Source organism: bacterium, assembly GCA_028820935.1.
Classification (GTDB): Bacteria; Actinomycetota; Acidimicrobiia; order Spongiisociales; family Spongiisociaceae; genus Spongiisocius.
In genome coordinates, this window is record JAPPHZ010000029.1 from 194,329 (window position 1) to 219,562 (window position 25,234).

Annotated in this window: 23 protein-coding genes; 7 read left to right on the top strand and 16 right to left on the bottom strand. The window is 67.1% G+C overall.

The window, feature by feature from the left end:
- Positions 1-3: 3 nt before the first annotated feature.
- Positions 4-672 (bottom strand): thiaminase II, encoded by a 669-nt coding sequence (gene tenA / locus OXM57_06995; protein ID MDE0352422.1) that lies wholly within the window; start codon positions 670-672, stop codon positions 4-6.
- A complete protein-coding gene (locus OXM57_07000; GenBank protein ID MDE0352423.1) occupies positions 669-2,267 on the bottom strand; it encodes an amidohydrolase family protein in 1,599 nt (532 codons plus the stop codon). The genes tenA and OXM57_07000 overlap by 4 nt, the downstream gene beginning before the upstream one ends.
- Before the next feature lie 257 nt (positions 2,268-2,524).
- On the opposite strand from OXM57_07000, the gene OXM57_07005 reads away from it, so the two are divergent.
- Positions 2,525-3,526 (top strand): amidohydrolase family protein, encoded by a 1,002-nt coding sequence (locus tag OXM57_07005; protein MDE0352424.1) that lies wholly within the window; start codon positions 2,525-2,527, stop codon positions 3,524-3,526.
- 49 nt (positions 3,527-3,575) lie between these two features.
- On the opposite strand, the gene OXM57_07010 is transcribed toward OXM57_07005, so the two are convergent.
- Together OXM57_07010 and OXM57_07015 are read right to left on the bottom strand one after the other, a co-directional pair.
- Positions 3,576-4,550, bottom strand: a complete 975-nt coding sequence (locus tag OXM57_07010; protein MDE0352425.1) for an amidohydrolase family protein — start codon at positions 4,548-4,550, stop codon at positions 3,576-3,578.
- Positions 4,547-5,323, bottom strand: coding sequence for an SDR family oxidoreductase (locus OXM57_07015; protein ID MDE0352426.1), 777 nt, complete (start codon positions 5,321-5,323; stop codon positions 4,547-4,549). The genes OXM57_07010 and OXM57_07015 overlap by 4 nt, the downstream gene beginning before the upstream one ends.
- A 61-nt stretch (positions 5,324-5,384) precedes the next feature.
- On the opposite strand from OXM57_07015, the gene OXM57_07020 reads away from it, so the two are divergent.
- Positions 5,385-6,827 carry an amidase gene (locus OXM57_07020; GenBank protein ID MDE0352427.1) on the top strand — a complete coding sequence of 481 codons (1,443 nt, stop codon included), beginning with the start codon at positions 5,385-5,387 and terminating at the stop codon, positions 6,825-6,827.
- 45 nt (positions 6,828-6,872) lie between these two features.
- Here the strand turns inward: OXM57_07020 and OXM57_07025 are convergent, their stop codons facing one another.
- Both OXM57_07025 and OXM57_07030 read right to left on the bottom strand, forming a co-directional pair.
- Entirely contained in the window at positions 6,873-7,841 is a 969-nt protein-coding gene (locus tag OXM57_07025) for an amidohydrolase family protein (GenBank protein MDE0352428.1), read from the bottom strand.
- Positions 7,842-7,843: 2 nt separating this feature from the next.
- Positions 7,844-9,418, bottom strand: coding sequence for an amidohydrolase family protein (locus OXM57_07030; protein ID MDE0352429.1), 1,575 nt, complete (start codon positions 9,416-9,418; stop codon positions 7,844-7,846).
- A 54-nt stretch (positions 9,419-9,472) separates the two neighbouring features.
- Between OXM57_07030 and OXM57_07035 the strand changes: the two genes are divergently transcribed.
- The 5 genes from OXM57_07035 (at position 9,473) to OXM57_07055 (ending at position 14,719) form a co-directional block, all read left to right on the top strand.
- Positions 9,473-10,621 carry a hypothetical protein gene (locus OXM57_07035; GenBank protein MDE0352430.1) on the top strand — a complete coding sequence of 383 codons (1,149 nt, stop codon included), beginning with the start codon at positions 9,473-9,475 and terminating at the stop codon, positions 10,619-10,621.
- Complete coding sequence (locus tag OXM57_07040; protein ID MDE0352431.1) at positions 10,618-10,836, top strand: biotin/lipoyl-binding carrier protein; 219 nt, start codon at positions 10,618-10,620, stop codon at positions 10,834-10,836. Before OXM57_07035 ends, OXM57_07040 begins: the two co-directional genes overlap by 4 nt.
- On the top strand, positions 10,833-11,729 hold the full coding sequence (locus tag OXM57_07045; GenBank protein MDE0352432.1) for a succinate--CoA ligase subunit alpha: 897 nt from the start codon (positions 10,833-10,835) through the stop codon (positions 11,727-11,729). Before OXM57_07040 ends, OXM57_07045 begins: the two co-directional genes overlap by 4 nt.
- Positions 11,726-13,282, top strand: coding sequence for a propionyl-CoA carboxylase (locus OXM57_07050; GenBank protein MDE0352433.1), 1,557 nt, complete (start codon positions 11,726-11,728; stop codon positions 13,280-13,282). The genes OXM57_07045 and OXM57_07050 overlap by 4 nt, the downstream gene beginning before the upstream one ends.
- A gap of 87 nt (positions 13,283-13,369) precedes the next feature.
- Positions 13,370-14,719 (top strand): amidohydrolase, encoded by a 1,350-nt coding sequence (locus OXM57_07055; GenBank protein MDE0352434.1) that lies wholly within the window; start codon positions 13,370-13,372, stop codon positions 14,717-14,719.
- A 72-nt stretch (positions 14,720-14,791) separates the two neighbouring features.
- On the opposite strand, the gene OXM57_07060 is transcribed toward OXM57_07055, so the two are convergent.
- The 10 genes from OXM57_07060 to OXM57_07105 form a co-directional block, all read right to left on the bottom strand.
- A complete protein-coding gene (locus OXM57_07060; protein MDE0352435.1) occupies positions 14,792-15,223 on the bottom strand; it encodes a VOC family protein in 432 nt (143 codons plus the stop codon).
- On the bottom strand, positions 15,223-16,206 hold the full coding sequence (locus OXM57_07065; protein ID MDE0352436.1) for an LLM class flavin-dependent oxidoreductase: 984 nt from the start codon (positions 16,204-16,206) through the stop codon (positions 15,223-15,225). Before OXM57_07065 ends, OXM57_07060 begins: the two co-directional genes overlap by 1 nt.
- Positions 16,207-16,210: 4 nt before the next feature.
- Positions 16,211-17,299, bottom strand: coding sequence for a M20/M25/M40 family metallo-hydrolase (locus OXM57_07070; GenBank protein MDE0352437.1), 1,089 nt, complete (start codon positions 17,297-17,299; stop codon positions 16,211-16,213).
- A complete protein-coding gene (locus OXM57_07075) occupies positions 17,296-18,504 on the bottom strand; it encodes a CoA transferase (protein ID MDE0352438.1) in 1,209 nt (402 codons plus the stop codon). The genes OXM57_07070 and OXM57_07075 overlap by 4 nt, the downstream gene beginning before the upstream one ends.
- Positions 18,501-20,093: a methylmalonyl-CoA mutase family protein gene (locus tag OXM57_07080; GenBank protein ID MDE0352439.1), complete on the bottom strand. Its 1,593-nt coding sequence runs from the start codon at positions 20,091-20,093 to the stop codon at positions 18,501-18,503. The genes OXM57_07075 and OXM57_07080 overlap by 4 nt, the downstream gene beginning before the upstream one ends.
- Positions 20,090-20,494 (bottom strand): cobalamin-dependent protein, encoded by a 405-nt coding sequence (locus OXM57_07085; protein MDE0352440.1) that lies wholly within the window; start codon positions 20,492-20,494, stop codon positions 20,090-20,092. The genes OXM57_07080 and OXM57_07085 overlap by 4 nt, the downstream gene beginning before the upstream one ends.
- Entirely contained in the window at positions 20,491-21,453 is a 963-nt protein-coding gene (locus OXM57_07090) for a hypothetical protein (protein MDE0352441.1), read from the bottom strand. The genes OXM57_07085 and OXM57_07090 overlap by 4 nt, the downstream gene beginning before the upstream one ends.
- Positions 21,450-22,640 (bottom strand): M20/M25/M40 family metallo-hydrolase, encoded by a 1,191-nt coding sequence (locus OXM57_07095; GenBank protein ID MDE0352442.1) that lies wholly within the window; start codon positions 22,638-22,640, stop codon positions 21,450-21,452. Before OXM57_07095 ends, OXM57_07090 begins: the two co-directional genes overlap by 4 nt.
- A gap of 33 nt (positions 22,641-22,673) precedes the next feature.
- Complete coding sequence (locus tag OXM57_07100) at positions 22,674-23,534, bottom strand: sulfurtransferase (protein MDE0352443.1); 861 nt, start codon at positions 23,532-23,534, stop codon at positions 22,674-22,676.
- Positions 23,535-23,638: 104 nt separating this feature from the next.
- Positions 23,639-25,156: an aldehyde dehydrogenase family protein gene (locus OXM57_07105; GenBank protein ID MDE0352444.1), complete on the bottom strand. Its 1,518-nt coding sequence runs from the start codon at positions 25,154-25,156 to the stop codon at positions 23,639-23,641.
- Between the last annotated feature and the right edge of the window lie 78 nt (positions 25,157-25,234).

Consider the following 25,234-nt stretch of genomic DNA (forward strand, 5'->3'; position numbering starts at 1 on the left):
AACTCAGACCGGCCAGGCCCTCTCGTTGTAGGCCATGTCCCAGAACATCTGCTCCAGGCGGCTGCTGGTGCGGAAGATGTCCTCGATCCTTGCCAGGTCCGAACTGCTCATGCCCTCGCAGAGTCGTTCGAGCTTGTCCTTGACCTCTTCGAGCGTGTCCCAGTACTCCTGCCCTCCGAAGAACTCGATCCAGGTGCGGTAGACCTGGTGATCCGGAGCATCGGCCAGCCGTTCCCTGCCGATCTCCCCGTAGCTCCAGGCGCAGGGTGTCAGCGAGGCCATGATGTCGGCGGCTCGACCCTCGTAGGCCACGGTCAGCAGGTGGCGGGTGTAGGCCAACGTCCCGGGCTCCATCACCACCTCTTCGGTCGCCCCCGGAACCATCTGGCGGACCTCGTCGAGCAGCTGGCGGTTCTTGGGTAGCTCGAAGTCGACGATGTTGCTCACGATGGCGGCGAAGTCCCGCATGGTGTCCTCATCATCGGCCTTCGCCACACCGAGGGCCATCGCCCTCGCCAGCTCCCTGAGGAAGACGATGTTCTGGCCGATGTAGAAGGCGAACTTCCGCTCCGGAAGGGTGCCGGCGGTCAGTTCATCCACGAACGGATGGCTGTGCAGCTCGTGCCAGATGTCCCTGCAGCTGTCTCGGAGCTTTTCGCAAACGCTGCTCATCGACCGGCACCTCCTCCGATGCGCCGGCCGCCGCCGAAGCCTGCCGGACCGGTCGTGGTGTTGTACTCGTATCCAAGGGCCATGGGCTCCTCCGCCCACGGGCGGTAGAAGTCGAACAGGTACGGCTCGACCTCGAACGCCAACTCGGCCCACCGGGCCCATGGCTCCTCCAGATCGAACAGCCCCCTCGCTATCGCCTCGTTGTACTCGTCCCGGATCTGCTGCTCGTTGATCGTGGTAATCACGCCGTTGTCGAGGACCACCTTCCCGGCGACCAGCACCGTCTCGATGTCCGTGCCGTCGGCCCGGTCCAGGATCACGTCGAGCACCGGGCTCACGTAGAACCGCGCCGGTCTCTCGAACACCCGCTTGCGGTCGAGGATGAGCAGGTCGGCGTCCTTACCCACCGCCAGGCTGCCGATGCGGTCCTCGGCGCGGGCGGCCCGCGCCCCGGACGTGGCCGCGGATCGCAGGAGCGCCTCGGAGTTGAGCCGGCCGTGCTCGGGTTCCGGCCCTCGGGGCAGCCGCTGGAGATAAGCGCCCAGGCGAACCTCCTGGAGCATGTCGTCCCGCTCGGAGAAGGAGATGGCATCGGTACCGAACGCCAGCCCTCCACCTGCGTCAAGGATGTCGCGGACGCGGCACACCCCGGTGCTCAGCCGGAGGTTCGAGCCGGGGTTGCTCGCCGCCACGGCGCCGCTGTCGGCCAGGATCTCGATGTCACGGTCGGTGGCCCACACGAAGTGTGATAGCGACACATCCGGCCCGAGGAGGCCGATGTCATCCAGCCGTTGCATGGCCGTGACGCCGAAGCGCCGGATGTTGTACTGCATCTCCGACCGGGTCTCCAGGCAATGGGTCATGATCCCCGTGTCGTAGTCGGTGGCGATGGCCCGGCAACGGCGGTAGAGGTCGTCGGACACCGCCGGGGTCCAGTCCGGCGCCAGCAGGACGCGAAGCCTGTCGTCCCGGCGGTCCCAGGTCGCGGCTGCATCCTCATAAGCGGCTATGACGTCGTCGCTCGGCAGGGCGTAACCCATCGGTGAGTTACGCACCTCCTCGGCCAGCCCTTCGGGCAGTCGGGCCAGGAAGTCGTCGTTGGCCTCGTGGACGTAGAGGTTCTCATCGCGCAGGGTGATCCCGAGCCCGGTACGCATTCCCAGGTCCTCGTACGCCTGCAGGGCGTTGTCCATGCCGAAGTTCTTAGGACCGGGGCGGCCGTAGAAGGCATCGACCGTGGTCGTGATTCCTCCCCGGACCGCGGTCATGAGCGTGACAAGGATCGCCTTGTACATGATTTCCTCGTCCATCGGCTTGAAGACCGGATGGACGTAGATGTTGGCCCGCTCGAAGAGCATCTCCCAGAGCCCGGGGCCCAGCGCCGACTCGGAGTGGTAGTGGGAGGCCACGAAGCCGGGCATCACGAAGTGGTCCTGCGAGCCGAGGATGCGGTCGAACGGCCCCTTGGTCTCGAGTTCGGCCCTCGGTCCGGACTCCACGATCTTCTTGCCCTCGACGATCAATGCGCCATCGGTGATGAACGCTTCGTCGGCCAGCGTGACCACCGGGTTGCCCACGATGAGATATCGCGACATATGTCCCGTCCTTTCGGCTCGTGCCTCCCCGGGCCTGCACCGGTGAAGCGCTGACGTCTCTCCCGGACCTGCCGATATGGTCCGTCATGGCGAGCTTACTTCGGGCTTGGGAACGGCGTCTTGAGGAGGGTGCCGGAAAAGACGAGCAGGGGTTGGCCCGCGATCCCGCGACCTGGGTTTCGTTGCCGGTGTCGGGCATGGCGGACGGTGCTCGGGTTAGGGTATCGACGTTGCCCGGAGTCCAGAGGAGGGCGCCAATGCAGATCGATATGCACACCCATGTGCTCGCATTGGCGGCCGATCCCGAGTTCTCGGTGGAATACGGCCGGGAGGGTTCGCTCTGCATATACCGCAGTGCGGGGTCCGTGCCGGCGCATCGCATGCCCACGGAGGACGAGTGGGAGGAGAGTGGCTTCTCCCGAAAGGGTTGGCCGATCATCGGTGGCGCCGAATCCATGCGGGACCACCCCGGATTCGACAGGATCGTCCTGCTGTCCGTGTCGCCGCAGTGGCTCGACGGCCGTTTGATAGGAACGGTCGACCCGACGGGCATCAGCGGCGTCGAGGGTCCGCCTCACCCCGAGAAGTGCAACGACTACATAGCCGGGCTCGTGCGGCAGGACCCGGAGACCCTGGTCGGCTTCGCTTCGGTGAACCCCGCCTACCAGGGACCGGAGGCGGCGGTGGAGGAACTCACGCGGGCGGTCCGCGAGCTGGGATTGTCCGGAGTGAAGCTCTACCCGATGTACCAGCACTGGTCGCCCGACGATCGCGAGCTGGCATTTCCCGTCTACCAGTGCGCTCTCGACCTGGGGATCCCGGTGATGTTCCACCAGGCCGGATCAACGCGTATCGACGCCTCCCTCGGCCTGGGGCGGCCCGCGCTCCTCGACGATGTCGGCCGGGAGTTCCGCGACCTGGTGGTGATAATCGCCCACATGGGAATCCCGTGGCAGGACGAGGCGCTCTTCCTGCTCACCAAGCACCCCAACTTCTACGGCGAGCTCTCCTACCTGATCGCGGCCCTCAGCCCGAGGGAGCTGTTCACGTTCCTACACAAGGCAGAGCCCTTCTTCGTTCCCCTGGAGAAGCTGTTCTTCGGATCGGACTATCCCGGGTTCCTCTACGACCCGGTGGTACTGCGCGACAAGCTCCTCACCATCAACGACCATGCCGAACCGCTGGGACTCGATCCCATACCCCGGTACAAGCTCGAGGGCATCATGGGAGACCACGCGGCCGCAGTCCTCGGCTGGTGACGCAGCAGGTACAGCCGGTGGCTCCTCCTGGTTCCTGGCCGTCCGCCGGCTACTTGCTACTGGGTCGGTGGTGGTGTAGTCGGTAGACGCGGCGGGTGTTCTCTCCGAGTATTTGGTCGATTTCGTGTTGGGGGATGCGGTAGCCCAGTTGTTTGGCCCATTCGGGGAGCATGCGGAATTGGTCTACCCATTGTTTGAGGGTTAGGGAGACTTCTATGCCGGCCATGTCGGAGCCGAAGAGGATGCGGTCGGGTCCGATGCGGTCTCTCATCCATACGATTTTGCGGACTAGTTCGTCGGGGGAGATCCAGTGTTGCCATAGGCTCATGTCGAGGTGGACGTTGGTTTTGTAGATGGCGACGGAGATGGCTTCATGCGCCCAGGTTTCGTAGCGGGCGGAGTGGCCGAGGATGAAGCGTAGGTCGGGGAAGTCGGCGGCGGCTGAGTCGACGTAGATGGGGTGTCCGTATTTTGATTTGTGTCGTCCTGCGGAGTGTCCTTGGTGGAGGAGTACGGGTAGGTCTCTTTCGAGGAGGAACCGGTAGAGGGGGTAGACGACGTTTTCGTCGTCGGGGTAGAAGCCGTTGGTGGGATACAGTTTGAGGCCTATGGCGCCCCATTGGTCTACTGCGGTGGTGAGTATTTCGAGGGCGTCGGGGCGTCGGGGGTCTACTCCGCAGAAGGTGTAGAGGCGTCCGGGGTGTCTTTTGGTGGCTTCGGCGCAGAGCCGGTTCTTTTCTGCGATGGGGATGACGCCTTCTTCGCCCAGGCCGACACCGTGGTCCATGGGCATCATCACCGACGCGTCGACCCCGGCCTCGTCCATGCGAGCAACCGCCTTATCACCCGTGATGTCCGTAGCCTCCGCAACCCTCGCATGCAGGTAGGAGGGATCCGACTTGGGCGGGTCGTACCAGCGCACCTGCCTCGCCCATGAGGCATCCATGCCGGACCTCAGGTTGACAGGGTTCCAATCATCACCCCGGATGTGCATGTGGCAATCCACCACGAGAGCCCCGCTCATGCTGTCCATCCACCGTCGACGAGGAGGTTCTGCCCGGTCAGGTAGGAACTCATACCCGATACGAGGAACAGGGCCGCGCCGACCATCTCCTCCGGCCGGGCGATGCGTCCCATGGGCGTCCGCTGGAGGATGGCCGACACGTTGTCCTCGACGGCGAGATAGTCACGGGTCATTTCGGTTCTCACCCAAGCAGGACTGATGCAGTTGAGCCGCACCTTGGGCGCCCAATGGTCGGCGAGCACGGCGCTCATGTGGATCATGGCCGCCTTGCTCGCGCTGTAGGCGACCTGGGCGCCGTCGCTCACCACCCCTGACAGCGATGCAATGTTGACGATCGAGCCTCCATTCCCATCCAGCATGCGGCGACCGACCTCCCTGGTCAGGAAGAAGGCGCCCCGGAGGTTCACGTCGAACAACGCATCCCATTCCGCCGGACTGATCTCCAGCGCGGAGGAGCGGTTCGTGGCCCCGGCGGAGTTGACCAGGCTGTCCAGCCCGCCCTTCCACCGCCACGCCGCCGCTACCGCCGCCGCCGTGGCCTCGAGATCGGCGATGTCCGCAACGAGCGGAAGAAACTCGCCCCCTCCGGCGCGTATCTCGTCCCCGAGATCGTCAAGGGCGTCGGCGGAGCGGGCCAGGCCCACCACAGAGGCGCCGGCCGCGGCCAGACCGATGGCTATGGATCGCCCGATTCCCCTGCTGGCGCCGGCCACCAGCGAGGTGGCCCCCGCTTGATCGGGCCGCAGGGTCTCGAATTGCCCCCAATCCGCCACGAGCGCCCTCCCTGACCTCCGATAAGCTGGGATCGGATCTCAACCAGCGAGGAAAACCCTAATGGCCTTGTTCGACGAGTATGAAGACTACGACGCGCTCGGCCTGGCCGCCCTCATCCGCGACCGCCGGACCACGCCCGGAGAGTTGCTCGACGTGGCGCTGGATCGGGTAGCGACCAGGAATCCCGGCGTCAACGCGGTCATACACCTCATGGAGGACGCGGCCAGGGAGACCATCTCCCGCGGACTTCCTCCCGGGCCGGTATCGGGGGTTCCCTTCATGCTCAAGGATCTTCACGCGCTCTGCGCCGGCGAACCCACTAGCAACGGATCCCGCCTCTACCAGGGGAACGTCGCGGACCATGACAGCACCATCATCGCCCGGTACCGAGAGGCCGGCCTACTCCTCTTCGCCAAGACCAACACGCCCGAGGTCGGGATCAGCGGCACCACCGAGCCGGTTCTGCACGGGCCGACGCTAAACCCATGGGACAGGTCCCGCAGCGCCGGAGGGTCGAGCGGCGGAGGCGCGGCGGCGGTGATCACCGGCATGGTGCCCGTCGCGCAGGCAACCGACGGGGGCGGCTCGATCCGCAGTCCGGCCGCCAACTGCGGGCTGTTCGGTCTGAAACCGACCAAAGCACGGACACCGGCCGGTCCCGACGCGGGGGAGGGATGGAGCGGCCTTGCCACGTACCATGTCGTCTCCCGCACGGTGCGGGACAGTGCCGCCTTCCTCGACGTGGCCCACGGACCGGAACCCGGCGACCCCTACACCGCGCCCGTACCCGATCGCGACTTCCTGGCCGAGGTCGGCAGGGACCCGGGCAGGCTCCGCATCGCTCTGTGGACCGAGGGCCTCTGCGGGGAACCCGTCGACCCGGAGTGCGTGCTGGCTACGGAACGGGTCGCCGGCCAGCTGGCGGAACTCGGTCACACGGTCACCCCCGCCGTGCCTCCGGTCTCGGGGGCCGAATCCCGCCGAGCGATAACCACGATCCTCGTGGGGCATACCGCCAACCACGTCACGCTACGGCTGAATGCGCTGGGCCGTGCCCTCCGGAGCGACGATCTGGAGAACATAACCCGGCTGGCCGCCGAGGAGGGGAACCGTCTGTCGGCGCGTGACTACGCCAACGCCTTGGTGATGGCTCATCGCACCGGCCGTCAGATGGCCGGGTTCTTCGACGAGTACGACATCATCCTGAGCCCCACCCTCGCCGATCCCCCCCTCCCGCTCCGCGGCCTCGACATGATGGGGGACGATCTGGACGTCTACATGGACAGGCTGTGGGGGCACATGGCCTTCACCCCGCTCTACAACCTGAGCGGTTGCCCCGCCGCGAGCCTTCCGATGCATATGACACCTGACGGTCTCCCCGTAGGCGTCCAGATCGGCGCCGCCTTCGGCAACGAGGCCCTACTGTTCCGCCTCGCCGCCCAACTCGAAGAGGCCGACCCGTGGTGGGATCGCCGGCCCCCACCGCTGAACACGGAAAACTGACTCTCCGATCACGGGTAGCCGGTTCTCACCGGCCACCGTTTCTGGTCACCGTCCGCTGTTTCGGTGGTGGTGTAGTCGGTAGACGCGGCGGGTGTTCTCTCCGAGTATTTGGTCGATTTCGTGTTGGGGGATGCGGTAGCCCAGTTGTTTGGCCCATTCGGGGAGCATGCGGAATTGGTCTACCCATTGTTTGAGGGTTAGGGAGACTTCTATGCCGGCCATGTCGGAGCCGAAGAGGATGCGGTCGGGTCCGATGCGGTCTCTCATCCATACGATTTTGCGGACTAGTTCGTCGGGGGAGATCCAGTGTTGCCATAGGCTCATGTCGAGGTGGACGTTGGTTTTGTAGATGGCGACGGAGATGGCTTCATGCGCCCAGGTTTCGTAGCGGGCGGAGTGGCCGAGGATGAAGCGTAGGTCGGGGAAGTCGGCGGCGGCTGAGTCGACGTAGATGGGGTGTCCGTATTTTGATTTGTGTCGTCCTGCGGAGTGTCCTTGGTGGAGGAGTACGGGTAGGTCTCTTTCGAGGAGGAACCGGTAGAGGGGGTAGACGACGTTTTCGTCGTCGGGGTAGAAGCCGTTGGTGGGATACAGTTTGAGGCCTATGGCGCCCCATTGGTCTACTGCGGTGGTGAGTATTTCGAGGGCGTCGGGGCGTCGGGGGTCTACTCCGCAGAAGGTGTAGAGGCGTCCGGGGTGTCTTTTGGTGGCTTCGGCGCAGAGCCGGTTCTTTTCTGCGATGGGGATGACGCCTTCTTCGCCCAGGCCGACACCGTGGTCCATGGGCATCATCACCGACGCGTCGACCCCGGCCTCGTCCATGCGAGCAACCGCCTTATCACCGTTACCGTCGGCGGCCACACTCCAAGCCTTCGCGAAGTACTCGGGGTCGGACTTGGGAGGGTCGTACCAGCGCACCTGCCTAGCCCAGGATTCGGCCATACCCGAGGACACGTTCATCGGGTTCCAATCGGGTTCCATGATGTGCATATGGCAGTCCACCACCAAGGGCATGGTCACTCCTCTCTTGAACCGCTCCCCGTCAGGGGCGGATGCTTGGCGTTGTATACGGCCGCCGGCTCCAACGGTGTCCGGGCCCACGGGCGGTAGAAGTCGAGGACGTAGGGGTCCACCTCCCATCCCAGGCGCACCGACTCCGGGTCTGGGTCGCCTCCCATGATGCGCGCAGCCGCTTCGGTGACGTAGTCATGCACCCGGCTGTGCGGAATGCGGGTGAACTCGCCGTCGTCGAACACGATCTCTCCGGCGACCATGACCGAGGCCACGTCGGCGGAAGAGGCTCGGTCGAGGATCACGTCCAGGGGCGGGGTGGACGCGTAGCGTTCCTCCGGCCAGAACAAGCGGTCGCGGCTCAATACGACCAGGTCGGCTTCCTTGCCGACGCCGAGCGAGCCGAGTTCGGACTCGAAGCGGATCGCCCGGGCGCCGTTCTCCGCCGCGGCTCGCAGGACGGCTTCCGAATCGAGGCGCCCGACCTCGAGCAATCCCGGCGTTCTCTGCAGGTAGGCGGCGAGGCGGAGCTCCTGCAAGAAGTCGCCGGAGTCGGAGAAGGAGATGTTGTCGGTGCCGAAGCACACCCGCCCGCCGCGGTCCATGATGTCCCTCACCCGCGCTATCCCGGTGCTGAGCCGGAGGTTGGAGCCGGGATTGTTGACGGCCACCGCTCCCGTATCGGCGAGTATCGAGATGTCCTCGTCGGTCGCCCAGACGAAATGGGAACACGACACGTCGGGCCCCAGCACCCCGAGATCCGCCAGGCGGCGCATGGCGGTCTTGCCGTCGCTCTCCAGCGCGTACATCATCTCGGAGCGGGTCTCGAGCACGTGCGTCATGATCCCCGTTCCGAACTCATCGGCGAGGCGGCGGTTCCGGACGTAGAGCTCGTCCGAGCACGCCGGCGTCCAGTCCGGGGCGAGCAGTATCCGGATGCGGCCGTCCCGGTGATCCCACCGCGAGACCAGGTCCCGGTAGGTGGCGAACACCTCTCCGGTCGGCCACGCATAACCCATCGCCGATGCGCGCACGCGGGCAGCCAGATCCTCCGGGAGCATGGCGAGGAACGACTCGTCGTCGGCGTGGACCAGGGTGTTCCGGTCCCTCGTCACCACACCGAGGGCCACCCGAACTCCGAGGTCCCGGTAGGCGGCCAGTATGGCGTCGTACCCGAAGTTGGGCAGACCGGACCGGCCGTAGTTGAGGTCGACGAACCCGGTCTGGCCTCCCCGCACGTCGTTCATGACGTTGGCCAGCACCGCGTGGTAGAGGTCCTCCTCGGTGACAGGGGTCCACATGCCATGCAAGTGGACGTTGGCCCGCTCGAAGATGTACTGGGCCATGCCCCTGCTCAGGGCCGAGCCCGAGTGATAATGACCGTTGATGAAGCCCGGAAGGACGGCATGGCGGGGCGATCCGACCCGCCGGTCGAAGGGACCGAGGCCCTCCAGATCGCGCCTCTTCCCGATCCCTACGACGGTCCGATCCTCGACGACGAGCGCGCCGTCCCGGACATAACCCGGGGAAGCATCACCGAGGACGACGAGGGGATCTCCCATCACCAGCGTCCGGCTCACCGTGGTCCTCCCACCCTGGTCCTCCTTGGGTGACCTGACCATAATGCCACCAGAGTGAGGTTGCTGGAACACGAGTCCAAGGCCCGCCTGGCCAGGGCCGGGGTGAGGGTTCCACGGGGCGCCGTCGCCACCACCCCGGAACAGGCCGGGTCTGCCGCGCCGGCTCTGGGCCGCGAGGTCTTCGTCAAGGCGTTGGTCCCGGCGAACCGGCGGTCGAAGAACAACGGCGTGATCGGCCCCATCGGGCCGGACGGCGTGGCGCGAGCGGCGCATGAGCTGCTCGCCTCCCGGATCCTGGGCCATCGGTGCCGGTCGGTATACGTGGAGGAGGCTGTCGCCGTGGCCGGAGAGCTCTATGCCGCCTTCTCGTGGAGTCCTCGCGGCCCCAGGGCCACCGCATCCGCCGCAGGAGGTGTGGACATCGAGAACTCGGGCGGTGCGATGGTCCATCTTGACCTGGAGGGGTTGGCGGACCTACCCCGAGGCGGGGCGGAGCGTCTCTGGGGGCGGGCGCTGGGCGACTCCCGGGTCCCGACTGCGCTGGTCGACCTGACCGTGTCCGCAGCCGGCGTCTTCTTCGACGACGCGCTGCTGGTGGAGCTGAACCCGCTGGCCAGGTCGGCCGACGGGTCGTTCACCGCAGTCGGCGCGCTGATCGAAATGGACGGCAGCGCCCTCTTCAGGCATCCGGAACTCCGATGGCGTCCCGACGGACTCAGCGAGCGGGAGGCCGTCGTGGCAGAGGCCGACCGCCGGCTTCCGGGCGCCTCGGTACGTTACGTGGAGCTCGACGGTGATACGGGGCTGCTGGTGGGCGGCGGCGGCGCCGGGCTGTACCAGCACGATCTGCTGGTCCGAGCGGGGGTGCGACCGGCCAACCACAGCGACCTGGGCGCCGGGGTATCGGCCGAGAAGCTGGACGTGCTGATCGGGGCCGTGCTCGGCCACCCGAACCTCTCGCGCCTGCTGGTCAGCTTCAACATCCTCCAGCTGGCCCCGTGCGACCTCATCATGGAGAGACTCCTGGCGGGCCTGGACAGGATGCGAGGCCGGGACGGCCCGATCCCGGTGGTGGTCCGGCTCGAGGGCCTCAACGCCGAGCGGGCCCGGAGGCTGGCGGCAGGACGCGCCGGTTTGCGGTACCTTCCCTCCGGAGCGAGCCTGGGAGAGGCCGTGGACACCCTGGTCAGGATCAGCCGGTGATCGTCCGAGCCGACATGGCGTCGATCGTCTGGCGGATAACCGTCGGCGAAGGCGAACGGGTGCGAGCCGGGCAGGAGCTCCTCATCCTCGAGTCGATGAAGATGGAGATGCCCGTCCTCGCTCCGGTGGCCGGGATGGTGGCCGATATCCCGGTGGCTGAGGGCGACGTCATCGAGGCCGGTGACGAGCTGGTGCGGATCGAACGCAGCCGGTGAGCATCCTGGTCGACGAGCGGACCCGGATCCTGGTCCAGGGCATAACCGGCTCCGTAGGCCGGGTGGATACCCGGCTATGCCTCGACTACGGATCCCGGATCGTGGCCGGCGTCACGCCCGGACGGGGTGGGGAATCGGTCTCGGGGGTTCCGGTCTTCGATACGGTGGCCGAAGCAGTCGAGCGGACCGGGGCCACCGCGGCGGTTCAGTACGTGCCGGCCCGCCATGCGGCCGACGCGGTGGTGGAGGCGGCCGCATCCGGCCTGTCGCCGATCGTGGCCATTGCGGAGAACCTGCCCCGGCATGATGCCTGGCGGGCCGCCGTGGCCGCCAGGGGCGCCGGTTCGGTCCTGATCGGGTTCAATACCAACGGCATCATCTCACCGGGAAGGACGAAGCTGGGGGGTATCGGCGGGCCGAGGCCCGACGACCTGTTCCGCGCCGGAACCGTGGGTGTCTGCTCCCGGTCGGGGGGAATGTCCGCCGAGATCGCCCGCTCGCTGGCCAGGGCCGGCAGCGGCGTCTCGACCTGCGTCTCGATGGGAGGGGAGTCGATCACCGGAAGAACCATGGCCGAGTACGCCCGCTGGTTCGAGGCGGACGAAGCCACCCGCAGCATCGTGGTCTTCGGAGAGCCGGGATCGGAGCATGAGGCACTGCTGGCCGCGGCCATGGAGCGCGGCGAGGTCACCAAACCGGTCGTGGCGATGATCGTGGGCCAGTTCCAGGATGCCTACCCGGCCGGATCCTCGTTCGGCCATCTATCGGCGATGGTGCGGCTCGAGACCGACCGTGCGGTGGTGAAGCGTGACATGCTGGCCGCTGCCGGAGCGCTTATAGCGGAGCGCGTCGAGGACATCCCCGACCTGATTACCGTCATGGATGCGGGATGATCTGGGACCCAGAACTCGAGGAGATGGAGCGCCGGAAGGCGTTCGCGCTCTCGATGGGCGGGGACGAGGCCGTGGCGCGCCAGCACGACGCCGGCCGGCTCACCGCCAGGGACAGGATCGCTCTCCTGCTCGACGAGGGCACCTGGCAGGAGATCGGGACCTACACCGGTGCGGCCACCTATGACGCGGAGGGCCGGCTCGTCAGCGTGAAGCCGGCCAACACCATCATCGGAACAGGCCGGGTCCGCGGCCGTCGGGTGGCCGTCGAAGCCGACGATTACACGATCAGGGGAGGCTCGACGGAAGCGCAGATCTCGGAGAAGTGGGAGTTCATCAACCGGTACGCGCTGGAGATGCGGATGCCGATGATCCGTCTCGTGGAGAACGTCGGGGGAAGTGTCCGCCTGCTCGAGAAGATGGGGCGGACCAAGATCCCCGGATACCGCATGTGGCCCCTCGCCGGGATGCTCGGCTACGTGCCCGTAGTGGCCTTGGTGCTGGGTCCGTCAGCGGGTCTCGGTCCTATGAAGGCCGCCAGCAGCCACTTCTCGGTGATGGTCCGCGGTACCAGCCAGGTGTTCGCCGCCGGCCCTCCGGTGGCGCGGGTCGCCCTGGGCAGGGACATCGACAAGGAGGAGCTGGGAGGCGCCCACATCCACACCGAGCAGAGCGGAGTGATCGACAACGCGGCCGACTCGGAGGAGGAGGCGATCTGCCTGGCGCGCCGGTTCCTGTCCTACCTTCCGCAGAGCGTGTTCGAGATGCCTCTCCACCGCCCGTCCGACGATGCGCCCGACCGCGCCGAGGAGGAGTTGGCTTCGATCATCCCGCGTAACCAGCGCCGGGTCTACGACTCGCGGAGGCTCCTGGCGCTGGTCTTCGACCGTGGCACGCTCTTCGAGATCGCGCCGGCCTACGGTCCCTCATCTATCACGATGCTGGCCCGCCTCAACGGTTACCCGGTTGGGGTGATCGCCAACGATCCCTACCGGTTCGGGGGCGGTCTGACCCGCGCCGCCGCCGAGAAGGTCGAGACGTTCGTGGATCTGTGCGACACCTTCCACGTTCCGATCGTGAACTTCGTGGACCAGCCCGGCACCGTGATCGGGCTGGAAGCCGAGCGCGAAGGAGCTGTGCGGGGGACCATCCGCCTCATCTCCGCCATCGAGCAGTCGAGGGTTCCGTGGTGCGGCATGATCGTGCGGCGGCTCTTCGGTCTGGCGGGCACCAGCTACGGCCGGCTGCAGGGGCTGAACCTTCACTATGCCTGGCCGTCTGCCCGGTGGGGTTCGATCCCGATCCAGGGAGGGGTGAGAGCCGCCTTCCGCCGGGAACTCGACGCCCTGCCCCCCGACGAGGCGGCGGAAAGGCTGGCACGGCTGGAGGAGCAATACGACGGGCTGTCGTCACCCTTCCGGACGGCGGAGGCCTTCGGGGTTCCGGAGATCATCGATCCCCGCCGGACCAGACCCGTCCTGTGCCAGTGGATCGAGGACGCCTATGCCGTGCTCCCCGAGCAACTGGGGCCGACAGCCCGTACCATGCGCAGGTAGCCGGAACGAGGAGATGCTCCGGCGCCGACCGCGCCATCCACCGATTACCCGAGACCTGGAAGCGCCCACTGCGAAAGCGAGGAGAAAGTGTCTGATCGGATCATCATCGAGAACGCTGCCATCGTGACGATGAACGAAGAGGACGATGTGATCTTCGACGGGTCGATGGTCATCGAGGGCAACCGGATCGTCGCCGTCGGGGGCTCGGAGGCGGTGTCCGGATACGACCGCGCCGGTGCGAAGGTCATCGACGCCGGCGGGAAGGCGGCCCTACCGGGGTTCGTCGACCTCCACTACCACACCGCCATAGGTAAGGGATACTGCGACCATCTGGATCTGTGGGAGATCCTGCAGGCGTTCTGGTATCCGATGATCCGGGCCCTCAATCCCGAAGAGGCCTACTGGGCGGCCATGGCCAGCTACAGCGAGTCGTTGAAGGCCGGCGTCACCACCGCCAACGACATGTTCCGCCAACTCCCGGCCCTGGCGCGGGCGGCGGTCGACAGCGGGATCCGGGTGGTTCTCTCCAACGACATAGCCGACCCGGAGCACGATCTCGACCTGATCGAGGACAACGAGTCGGCCTACCACGAGTGCCACGGGATGGGCGACGGGCGGGTGGAGGTCTACGTGGGTATCGAGTGGCTACCCCTCGCCTCCGAGCAACTGCTGGTGGACTGCCGGGCGCTGGCCGACCAGTTGGGGACCGGTATCCACATCCACCTGAACGAGTCCCTCGGCGAGGTCGAGATATCTAAGCAGGCCTTCGGCGGGCGTCGGCCCACCGAGGTGGCTTACGACACCGGGATCCTGGGACCTGATTGCGTGGCCGCCCACTGCGTGCATCTGTCGGACCGGGAGATCGGGCTCATGAGCGAGACAGGAACCCACATCTCCCACAATCCCACCTCCAACGCCAAGCTCGGCAACGGTATCGCCCGGCTGCCCGAGATTCTGGAGGCGGGGATCAATGTCGGTCTGGGCCATGACTCGGCGGAAGGAACCAACAGCTGCGACCTGTTCCAGGTGATGAAGTGGGCGTCGCTGGTGCATCGGGCCGAGCGCAAGGACGCCACGATCCTTCAGGCGCCAACCATCCTGCGAATGGCGACCAGGAACGGCGCGCGTGCCCTAGGCCACGAGACGGGCGAGTTGAGCGTCGGGAAGGTGGCGGACGTGATCCTGGTCAACCTCCAGAACCACCATTTCACTCCTTTCGTGCCGGGTAACAAGATCCATCTCATGTCACATCTGGTCTACAGCGCGGAGAGCGCCGCGGTCGACACCACCATCGTGGACGGCACGATCGTGATGGAAGGGCGCGAGTTCGTGGCCTTCGACGAGGAGGAAGTGCTGGCGAAGGCGACCGAGAGCTTCTTCACCTGCACCGACCGGATGGAGGTCCCCGAGGAATACGCCGGGCTTCTCGACCGCTAGGTCATTAGTTGCTAGTTGCTAGTTGCTAGTTGCTAGTTGTATTGGGTGATCATTGACAACAAACCCTTGGAACTAGCTATCTCGCGTCTCCACGAGTTCTACGAGCAGGCCGTCGAACTCGCGGGGATGGACGAATGCGATCATGGTGCCCATCCCGCCGGGGCGGGGCTGCTCGTCGATGAGTTGAACGCCCAGGCTGCGGAGCCGCCGGAGATACTCCCCGATGTCCTGCACCTCGAAGGCGATGTGGTGTAGGGCCGAGCCACGCTTGTCCACGAACTTGCCGACCACCCCGGGTCCGGTCGCCTCGAGGGTCTGGACGAAGCCGTCCCCGACAGGGAGCATCCTCTCGGTGAATCCCGGTCCGCCCTCCTCGTGGCAGACCGGGACGCCCAGCAACTCGGCGAACCGGTCGTGCGGCGCGGACGTAGGGGTATGCGCGAAGGCGACGTGGTGGATCCTGAGCGGGGGTGGCCACGCGGGAGGGATCGGTTCCTGGACCATTACAGACGGGAGAAGACCCTCGCGAACGCCTCGACCGTTTCCCGGCGCCGGGAACCGAGCGGGAACACGGTCACCGAATCCACTCCCAGATCGGCCAGGGTCCGGAGATGGGCCAGGGCTTGGTCGCTGTCGCCGGCGAAGGCCATCTTCTCCACGAACTCCCTGGGCATGATCGAGGCCGCGGCGAGTGCCTCCTGGAACTCGCCTCCCGCGTAACGAGCCTTGACGTCGGCCGAAATGGCGGGGTCCAGGCCGGCCAGTTCGCAGTAGACCGGCGCGGTCTGCGGAAACCAGGCGGCGATGGAGCGGGCGGCCTGCAAGGCGCCGGCGGGATCATCGTCGTCGATCACGCCGTAGCCGAACACCGACACGTGGGGGCGGGACCGCCCTGCCCGCTCGGCGCCCCGGTCGATGTGCTCCAACCCGTAGGCGACCCCGTCCCGGAACAGGCCGCCCAGGAAAATGACCCCGTCCGCTATCTCGCCGGCCAACTCCAGGGTCTTGGGCCCGCTCGCCGAGATGAACACGGGAATCCGGTAGGAGGCTTCGAACCGCAGATGGGCGTCGTCCATCGTGAATCCTGCCCCTTCGTAGGTCACATGTTCGCCAGCAAGTAGCCGCCTGATCACCTCTATCGACTGCCGCATCTCCAGGAGCCGGGCCGGCCGCAGGCCGAGCGAGCGGAGCGGACGATCACCGGCGCCGATACCGAGAACGGTCCTTCCGGGCGCCAGCTCCTCGAGGCTGGCCGCGTTGACGGCGACGATGCCGGGATGGCGGGTCTGCGGGTTGGTCACCGCGGTTCCCAGCACCATGCGGGTGGTCAACCGGGCGGCCAGGGTGAGGTGCATGTAGGGGTTCCGGGTGTGGAGGGAGGAGTCGGTGAGCCAGAGGTAGTCGTACCCGCACCGGTCCACCACCCGGACCATGTCCTCGAATACGTGGGGAGGGTAACGACCCTGTAGGGCTACACCGGTCTGCATACGATCATCCTGCCTTCCTGTCGTACCGGACGATGGTATCGGCCAGGGCTGCGAGCCCGGTTCCGATCGGTTCGGTCTCAATCCATTCCCCGGGGGTGTGCTCGCCGGATCCGAAGGTGATGCCGATAGTGACCGCCGGGATCCCCGCCGCGTAGGCGGCGTTGGCGTCGGTACTGGCTGCGACGTGTTCCGGATCGATCCCGACGGCGGCCAGGGCGGCGTCGGCGGCCGCCACCAGAGGATGCGTCTCCGCGATCGATCCCGCAGGTCGCTTGCCCAGTTCCTTGCAGGTGGTCGCCAGTTGTGTTTCGGAGTCCACCACGCGGCGCGCCGCGGAATCGAGATCGACGAGGACCGTCGGGTCGGCGGACCGGATGTCGACCCGAAGGGCGGCGCGGCGGGCGCGGGCGTTGATCGACTCGCCGCCCTCGATGTGTCCTACGTTGAGGGAACACCGCGCCCGGCTCCTGGCGCCCGGTAGCAGGCGTTCCAGACCCACGATGATCCTCGCCAGGTCGTGGATGGCGCTGGGAGCGTCGGCGGCCTCCCAGGAGTGCCCTCCCGGACCCTCGAGCTCGACCAGGTGGCGGACCGATCCGACACCGACGGTCACCACCCGTCCGAGGTAGTTGCCCTCCAGGGCGATGAGAGCGCCCATCCCGGCGGGAGGATGCTCCACTAGGTGGAGCGCTCCGGCGAGGTTGCCCAGGCCCTCCTCGGCGGTGGTGGCCGCTATCCACACCGGCCGCGACAGGTCCTTCGGAAGGAGGCGGTCGAGCAGGGACAGGGCTGCGACGGCCACGGTGTTATCACCGACCCCGACGCCATAGAGCCGGCCGCCCCGCTGCTCGGTTCCATGGGGGATGTCCCGGCCGAAGACCGTGTCGAGGTGGGCGGCTACGAACGTTGCCGGACCTTCGCCCATCCGGAGCCGGGCGACAACGTTCCCCACCCCGTCAACCCGCGGTCGCAGCCCGTCCGCGCGCCACCATCCGGCCACGACCTCCGCCCGGTCGGCCTCGTCGAGGGGAGGCGCCGGGACCGCCGCCAACTCGACGGTACGCGCTAGCACGACCGCAGCTGCATCGGTCATCCCGGCTCGGCCGCTATCCCGCCTGCGATGAGGGCATCGACGTCGGCCGGCTCCATTCCGGCCTGGAGGAGCGAATCCCGCGTGTGCTGGCCGAGGAGGGGCGCAGGCCCGGGGATCGGCAGGGGTTCGCGGTCGATCCGGAGCGGCAGGCCGATCGCAGGGTAGGCGCCCGCCAAGTCGTGCACCAGCGTCTGGACCGAGCCGAGCGCCCGCGCCTGGGACCCGTCCAGCACTCCGCCGATGTCGTTGATGCGGTCCGCGGGCACCTGAGCTTCTGCGAACAGGGCCAGCCACTCCGCGACGTCCTTCCGGGTGGTGATCGACTCGATCTCGGCGGTCAGTTCATCACGAGCCGCCACCCGGGAGGCGTTGTCGGCGAAGCGGGGGTCTTCTAGCAGGTGCGCGGCACCGAGCGTCTCGCAGAAGCGGCGCCACAGCGCCTCCGATCCGGCGCCGGCTGCCACGAAGTGTCCGTCGCGGGCACGGAATGCTCCGTAGGGAGCGAAGGTGGGGGAGTGGCTGCCCAGCAGGCCCGGCAGCTCGCCGTTCACGAGGTACGCCGTCGCAACCGTGGCCAGCGCGGCCAGCGAGAACTCGAGCAGCGACGTGGAGACCTGGCGCCCGCGGCCGGTTCGTTCCCGTTCCGCCAGCGCGGCGAGCACCCCGACGACGCAGGCGAGACCGGCGCCGATGTCGGTGACCGGGACCCCGATCTTGGCGGGGCCGGTGGATTGATGGCCGGTGACGCTCATCAGGCCGCCGGACGCCTGGAGAATGAGATCGAACCCACCCTTCCCGGCGTCGGGACCCACGTCCCCGAAGCCGGAGACCGACCCGTAGACGAGGGAGGGGAAACGGGCGTGGACAGATGGGTAGTCGAGCCCGTACTTGGCGAGGCTGCCCGGCCGTCCGTTCTCCAGCAGGACATCCGCGGAGGCCAGCAGCGCATCCATGGCGGGCCGGGCATCCTCCGCCCGGAAGTCGAGAGCGATGCTCTTCTTGGCGCTGTTGAGGGTCATGAACAGCACCGACTCGTCCCCCACGCGTGCCGTTCCCTGGTTCCGGTAGGGGTCGCCCCCGGACGGGCCCTCGATCTTGAGAACCTCCGCGCCCAGGGTCGCCAGGATGAAGGAGGCGTACGCCCCCGAGACGAATCTGGTCAGGTCCACCACCCGGAGACCGTCCAGCATGCCCCCTCCGCTCACCAGGGGCTCGGTTCCCGGAACTCGCCGAACTCGTCCCGCATCACGTCGCTCATCTCACCCAGCGTCACTCCGCCCCGCGCGCAGTCCAAGATCGGGGGCATGACGTTGGTTCCATTGCGCAGAGCCTTCCGCAGGGCCGCGAGCGTCGCCGCGGCCGCCGGCTCGTCCCGGGCGGCCTTTCTCCGTTCCGTCCGAGCGATCTGGAGATCCCCGATCTCGGGATCCAGCGTGAACAGGCGGGGCTCGTGCTGTGTCTGCGAGTCGTCCACGTAACGGTTCACGCCCACCCGTACCCTGGATCCGTCGGCGATCTCCCTCTCCGTCCGGTAGGCCTCCGCCGCTATCCACCGTTGGGGTGTTCCCGACTCCAGTGCCTTGACCGCTCCTCCCAGTTGCTCGACGGCCGTCATGACCTCGCGGGCGCGGCGCTCCACCTCGTCGGTGAGAGACTCGACGTAATAGGAACCCGCCAAGGCGTCGACCGTATCGGCGACACCGGACTCGTGCGCCACGATCTGCTGCGTCCGCAGGGAGAGCGTGACGGCCTCCTCGGTGGGTAGTTCGTAGGCCTCGTCATAGCCCATCACGTGTATGGACTGGGCGCCCCCCAGCACCGCGCCCAGGCATTGGATGGTCGAGCGGATGATGTTGTTGAGAGGCTGCGCGGCGGTGAGAGTGGTACCCGAGTTCCCGGAGAAGAAGCGAAGCCGTGCCGAGCGGGGGTCCGTGGCGCCGAAGCGGATGGTGGCCGTGTCGTGCCAGAGTCGCCGGGCCGCCCTCAGCTTGGCGACTTCCTCGAACAGGTTCATGGTGGTGGCGAAGTGGAACGAGAACCGGGGCGCGAAGGAGTCGAACGGGAGTCCTCGGGCCTGCAGTTCCTCGGCGTAGGCGATGGCGGATGACATGGTCAGGCCCAGTTCCTGGACGGCATTGCAACCGGCCTCCCTGGCGTGATACCCGGTCACGGAGATCGGGTTGAAGCGGGGCAGGTGTTCGGACGACCATTCGACGATGTCCGCCACCAGGCGCATGGACGCTGCCGGTGGAAAGATGAATGCCTTGCGGGCCAGGAACTCCTTGAGCAGGTCGTTCTGGAGCGTTCCCGACAGGTCCGCATAGGATGCGCCCTGGCGCTCGGCCGTCACCAGGTAGAAGGCCAGGATGATCGGCGCCGTGGCGTTGATGGTGAAGTTCACCGAGAGCTTGTCGAGGGGCAGACCTTCGAACAACCCCGCCATGTCGTCGGCGGTGTCGATGGCCACTCCCACCCGGCCGACCTCGGCGCGGGCCATGGGATGCGAGGAGTCGTAGCCGAGTTGGGTCGGGAGGTCGAAGGCGACCGAGAGCGCGGTCTGGCCCTGTTCCAGCAGGAAGCGGAAGCGATCGTTGGCGTCCTCGGCGCTGCCGTAGCCGGCGAACTGGCGCATCGTCCAGAGGCGCCCCCGGTACATCGTCTCGTACGGCCCCCTGGTGAAGGGCGGGTGGCCCGGGAGCCCCAGATGTTCACCGGGCCGGAATCCCTCCAGATCGTCCTGCGTGTAGACGGGAGCGACCGGGATGCCCGAGTCGGTACGGCGCTCGCCTGTCATGGCGCGACGGCGGCGGAGGCCTCGCGGAATATCCCGTCCACCACCTCATCCAGGGGGGATCCGACCGGGAAGACCCGGGAGATCCCGATCTCCCTCAGGGCGTCGGCGTCGGCCTCGGGAATGGTCCCGCCGATGACGATCGGGACATCAGCAAAGCCGGCCTTGCCTCGTTCCTCCACCAGCTGGCGGCCTAGAGCGAGGTGGGCTCCGGAGAGCACCGAGATGCCGATTACGTCGGCGCTCTCCTCGATCGCCGCGGTGATAATCCGCTCCGGTGATTGCCGGAGGCCGAGAAAGATCACCTCGGCGCCGGCATCCCGGAGGGCCATCGCGATGACCTTCACGCCGCGGTCGTGGCCGTCGAGACCGGGCTTGGCCAGGAGGATCCGGGGCCGGCTCATCCCGGCAACTCTCCATCGCTGATCACCACCTCGCCGTCGATCTCGAGTGTGGCGGCGGCCATCACGCAGTCCAGATGGGCGGTTGCGTCGACCGTCCCCCCGTAGGCGATGGAGTTGCCGAGGGCAATGTGGGCCGTCCCCAGCGCCGACTCGGTCTCCATGGGGACCCCGCAAATGGTTCCCAGCGGGTTGAGACCCATGGACACCTCGGCCAGGTTGCTCATCCGGTCGTCGTCACAGCGGGCGATCATCTCGAGGAGCCGGTTCCTGTGGGTGCCGTCGGTGCCCACCATCCGTCCGTTCTCGAAGTGCATCACGACCGGCTCGGGGAGGGGTCCCCTGCCCATGAAGAGCAGGTCACCGTCGATCACGGCGGTTCCCGAGGTGGTCTCCTCGACCGGCGCGGTGCCGGCCTCGATGTCGGGCGGCGCCATGTACTGGCCGTCGGCCCTGGCTATCCCGTCCAGCACCCGCCCGGCCCGGTTCTCGATCGAGCCTTGCAGATCGGTCCCGGCAGGGCTGGTGAGCCTGAACCCGGAACCGCGGTCCCAAGCGGTTCCCACCTTGACGGCGACGGCGCGCTGGGAGTCGAAGTCGACCGTTAGGGGGCCACCGGAGCGGAAGGTGTCCAGCTCGACGCCGGGCATCGCCAGGTACCTGACCCCGGCCGCCGAGGCGCGCTGGCGTGCCCGACTCGATCCGATGAACAGGCTGGTCAGCTCGATCGCGGCGCCGGCCGACAGGAGGGCGCCCGCCACGGCCGTGGGTGGCTCCGCGCCGGGTATGAAGGGCATGGGCATGGCGGCTATGACCGGGACGGCCCTCCGGGACGACACCCCCTCCACGAACCGGGCCACGACCTGCGTGTCTGTTCCCTCGTCGGTCAGCAGCAGCACTTCCTCGCCGGGCCGTACTCGCAGGCACGAGTCGAGCACGGTGTCGAAACCCGGGTACTTCATGCCGAGAGAGCCAATGCTGCGAACGCGGCGTAAACCTTGGCGGCGTCGTGTATGTCCTCGACGGAGAGGTTCTCGTCGGCCGCGTAGACGGGTTCCCCGCCCGGACCGAAGATCACCGTCTCGACCAGCGGCCCGAAGCTGGACGTGTCGCCCAGCCAACCCTCGACCCGCATCGACGGCTCCTGTCCCGGCCGGGCGGCCCGGACAGCCTCCCGAATCAGGGTCACCACCTCCGAATCCCGATCCACAAGATGGCCAGGCTTCTCGTCGGCGAGCACCACCTCGGCTCTGAAACGGGGATCCTTCTCCGCGGCGGCGGCCAGGGCCCGTTCGATCTCGGCCCGGACCGTCGCCTTGCTGACGCCCGGCTGGGGCCGGCAGTCGACCCTGATCACGCACTCGTCGGGGATCATGGACGGGCCGCCCGGCGGTAGCCCGCCGTAGATCCGCCCGGGTGACATGAACGTCTCGCTCCCGAACATCTCCGCTACCCAGGGCTCCAAGTGCGGCTCCAGCCGGGAGGCGTCCAACTCGATGACCGCCAGCGCAGCCAGATAATTTGCGTTCACGGCGTCGTGCTTGTGGCAGGTATGGGCGGACCGCCCGTAGACGTGGATGTCGAAGTAGTACCGGCCCCGGTGACCCAGGCAGATGGTGCTCTCGCTCAACTCTCCCAGAACGCACAGGTCGGCCGGATAGGCCTCGAAGTAGGCGATCGACCCCCGCTGGTCTCCCATGTGGTCCGACACCGCCGCGAAGGCCGCTGTACCGGAGAGCGGGAGGTCGGCATCCTTCAGTCCTGCCAGCGCCGCGATCTGGCAGGCGAGGGCCCCCTTCATGTCCATGATCCCGTGGCCGTACACGCGGTCATTCACGAGATCGCCCGAGTACGGTTCGGCGACCGTCCAGCCATGCGAGACCGGCTTGGTGTCCAGGTGGCCGGTGAGCACCACCCGCCGGCCCGGACCGAACGAGAGCTCCCCGATGGCGTTGGACCGGTCGGCCAGGACGGGCTGGAGTTTCACCTTCTCGAACCCGAGGTCCCGGAGCGTGCCGGCGATGAACTCCGCCAGGGGTCCCTCCGCGCCCAGGACGCTCGGGATGCGCGACACCTCCCGGCAGAGCTCGACGGCCAGATCGAGGTCCACCGAATCGATCGCCGTCAGGGCTATGCCGTCAGCGCCCACCCGGCTCCTCTCCCGCCGGCAGACCGCTTCGGATCATCCGGACGACGGGTCCTCGAGGGGCAAGGAAGGGTCATTCGTCCACTCGCCCATCGAGGCGTCGTAGATCGAGACCTGCTCGGCACCGAGGAGGGAGAGAGCGAAGGCCGTGCTGGCGGCGGAGATGCCGCCTCCGCAGTAGGCGATCTTGCGGCTGGGCTCGGTCTCGAGTGCGGGGGCGGCCCGGCTTCGCAGTTCGTCGATGCCGGCATAGGCGTGGGTGTCGGGATCGACGAGGGAACCGGCCGGTACGTTGACGGCGGTCGGGATGTGGCCGCGACGCCGGTAGAACTGCATCGTCCCGTTGTAGTGGGCCGCCGGCAGCGCGTCCACCAGGGTGGTGCCGTCGTCCTCGATCGCCGCGAGCACCTCCTCCTTGCCGACGAAGGTGCCCGGTCGGGGCCGGACGGTGAATGCGGCCCTCGGGTGCCGCGGTGCAGGATCACTGGTTACACGCCGGCCCTCCGACTTCCAGCGCCTCAGCCCGCCATCGAGGATCCCGGCCTCGTCGAAGCCCATGGAGTGGAGCATCCACCATACCCTGGCGGCCCACATGTTGATGTCGAAGTCGTACAGGACGACCCTCGTTCCCTCGCCGACGCCGACCGACTCCATGACGGACACGAACTGATCGGTGGACGGCATCATGAACAGGGTTTCCGCGGTCTGGTCGGCGAGTTCGGTCATGAGGTCGACATGGACACTGCCGGGTATGTGCTCCCTGTCCCATCTGGGTCTGCCGCTTTCGATGTTGAGCACGCCCCCAGGTCTCTCGAAGACCACCGAGCAGTCGAGGATGCGTAGATCGGGGGCCGACAGGTTCTCTTCGAGCCAGCCAGGTTGTACGAGCTTTTCCACCCCGAGCCTCCTTGTCCGCGGTCGTCAGGAACGATAGATGATCACCCTGTCGGGCGTCCCCGCGTGCTCAGCCCGTCGAGCCAGCCGGCCGCGCGGCCTCGGGGTCAGCGCGAGATGCCCTGTCCCTGGGTCGGGATCACCGCCTCCGTGTCTATCCAGATCGACTTGGCCTGGAGGTACGCGTCCAGCGCCTCCTCGCCCAGCTCACGTCCCCCGAAGCCCGACATCTTCTGGCCTCCGAACGGAACCGCCACGTCGAACATGCCGTAGGTGTTGATCCACACCGTGCCGGCGCGCACCGCGTCGGCGAACTTGAGCGCCTTGTTGACGTCGGATGTCCACACCCCGGAGGCGAGGCCGTAGCTGACGTCGTTCGCCAGCGAGATGAGCTCGTCCCAATCGGAGAAACGCAGGATCGACACCACGGGTCCGAAGATCTCCTCCTGGGCCACGGTCATGTCGTTGGTGACCCGGTCGATCACCGTGGGTTCCAGGAAGTACCCGCTCTCGAGACCCTCAACGGTGGCGTCGCGCCCGCCCGCCACGATGTCGGCGCCCTCGTCGCCGGCGACGGTGACGAAGCCCCTCACCGTCTCCCGGTGGGACGCCGACACCAGGGGACCCATCTGGGAGTCGGGGTTCAGGCCCTGGCCGAGGCGCACGCCCTTGGCCTTCTCGGTCAACTCCTCGGCGAATTCGTCGGCGATCGAGTCCTCCACGAACAGCCGGGACCCGGCCACGCAGGCCTGCCCCTGGTTGAAGAAGGCCCCTCCGAAGGCGCCCGCCATGGCGGCTTCCCGGTGGGCGTCAGCGAAGACCACGTTCGGGCTCTTCCCGCCGAGTTCCAGCGAAACACGTTTGAGGGTGGGGATGGCCTGCTTGAGGATCTCCTGGCCGGTGCTGGTCTGACCGGTGAAGGCCACCTTGTCGATCCCCGGATGGGACACCAGTGCTCCTCCGACCTCGGGACCGGGACCGGTCACGATGTTGATCACTCCCGGCGGGATTCCGGCCTCGTTCACCAGCTCCGCGAAACGCAGTGTGGTGAGCGGTGTCCAGGTGGCGGGCTTCCCCACGACGGTGCATCCGGCTGCCAGCGCCGGCCCGAGCTTGTAGATGATCTCGAGCAGCGGGAAGTTCCAGGGTGCTATGGCCGCCACGACGCCGATCGGCTCCCGCTTGCGAATGCTGACCAACCCGGGAATGCTGTTCGGGAGCAGGTCACCGTGGATCTTGGTGGCCCAACCCGCGTAGTAGCGGAGTATCTCGATCGACAGAGCGATGTCGACCAACTCCGCCTCCCACAGGGGCTTTCCGTTGTCGAGGACCTCGAGCACGGCGAACTCGTCCTTGTGCTCGTCCAGCAGGTCGCCCAGACCCCAGATGAGCCGTTGGCGCTCCGTGGGCGCCATGTCGCGCCAACCGTTCTCGAAGGCTTGCGTCGCCGCCTCCACGGCCTGGTCGACCTGGTCCGGGCCGGCGACCGGTATCTCGGCCAGTACCTCGCCGGTGGCGGGGTCGGTCGTCTCGAAAGTATCGACTCCGTCCACCCATTCGCCACCGATGAAGAGGCGCTTGGGTCGGGTCAGGAAGTCGAGGCTGGGGCGTTCTATGACGGTCATGTTCCGGTTGCTCCCCTCTTAGGCGGGTGCTGAAAGAGACGAGGATGGGTTGGTCCGTGACGTCTTGATCTGGGGTTT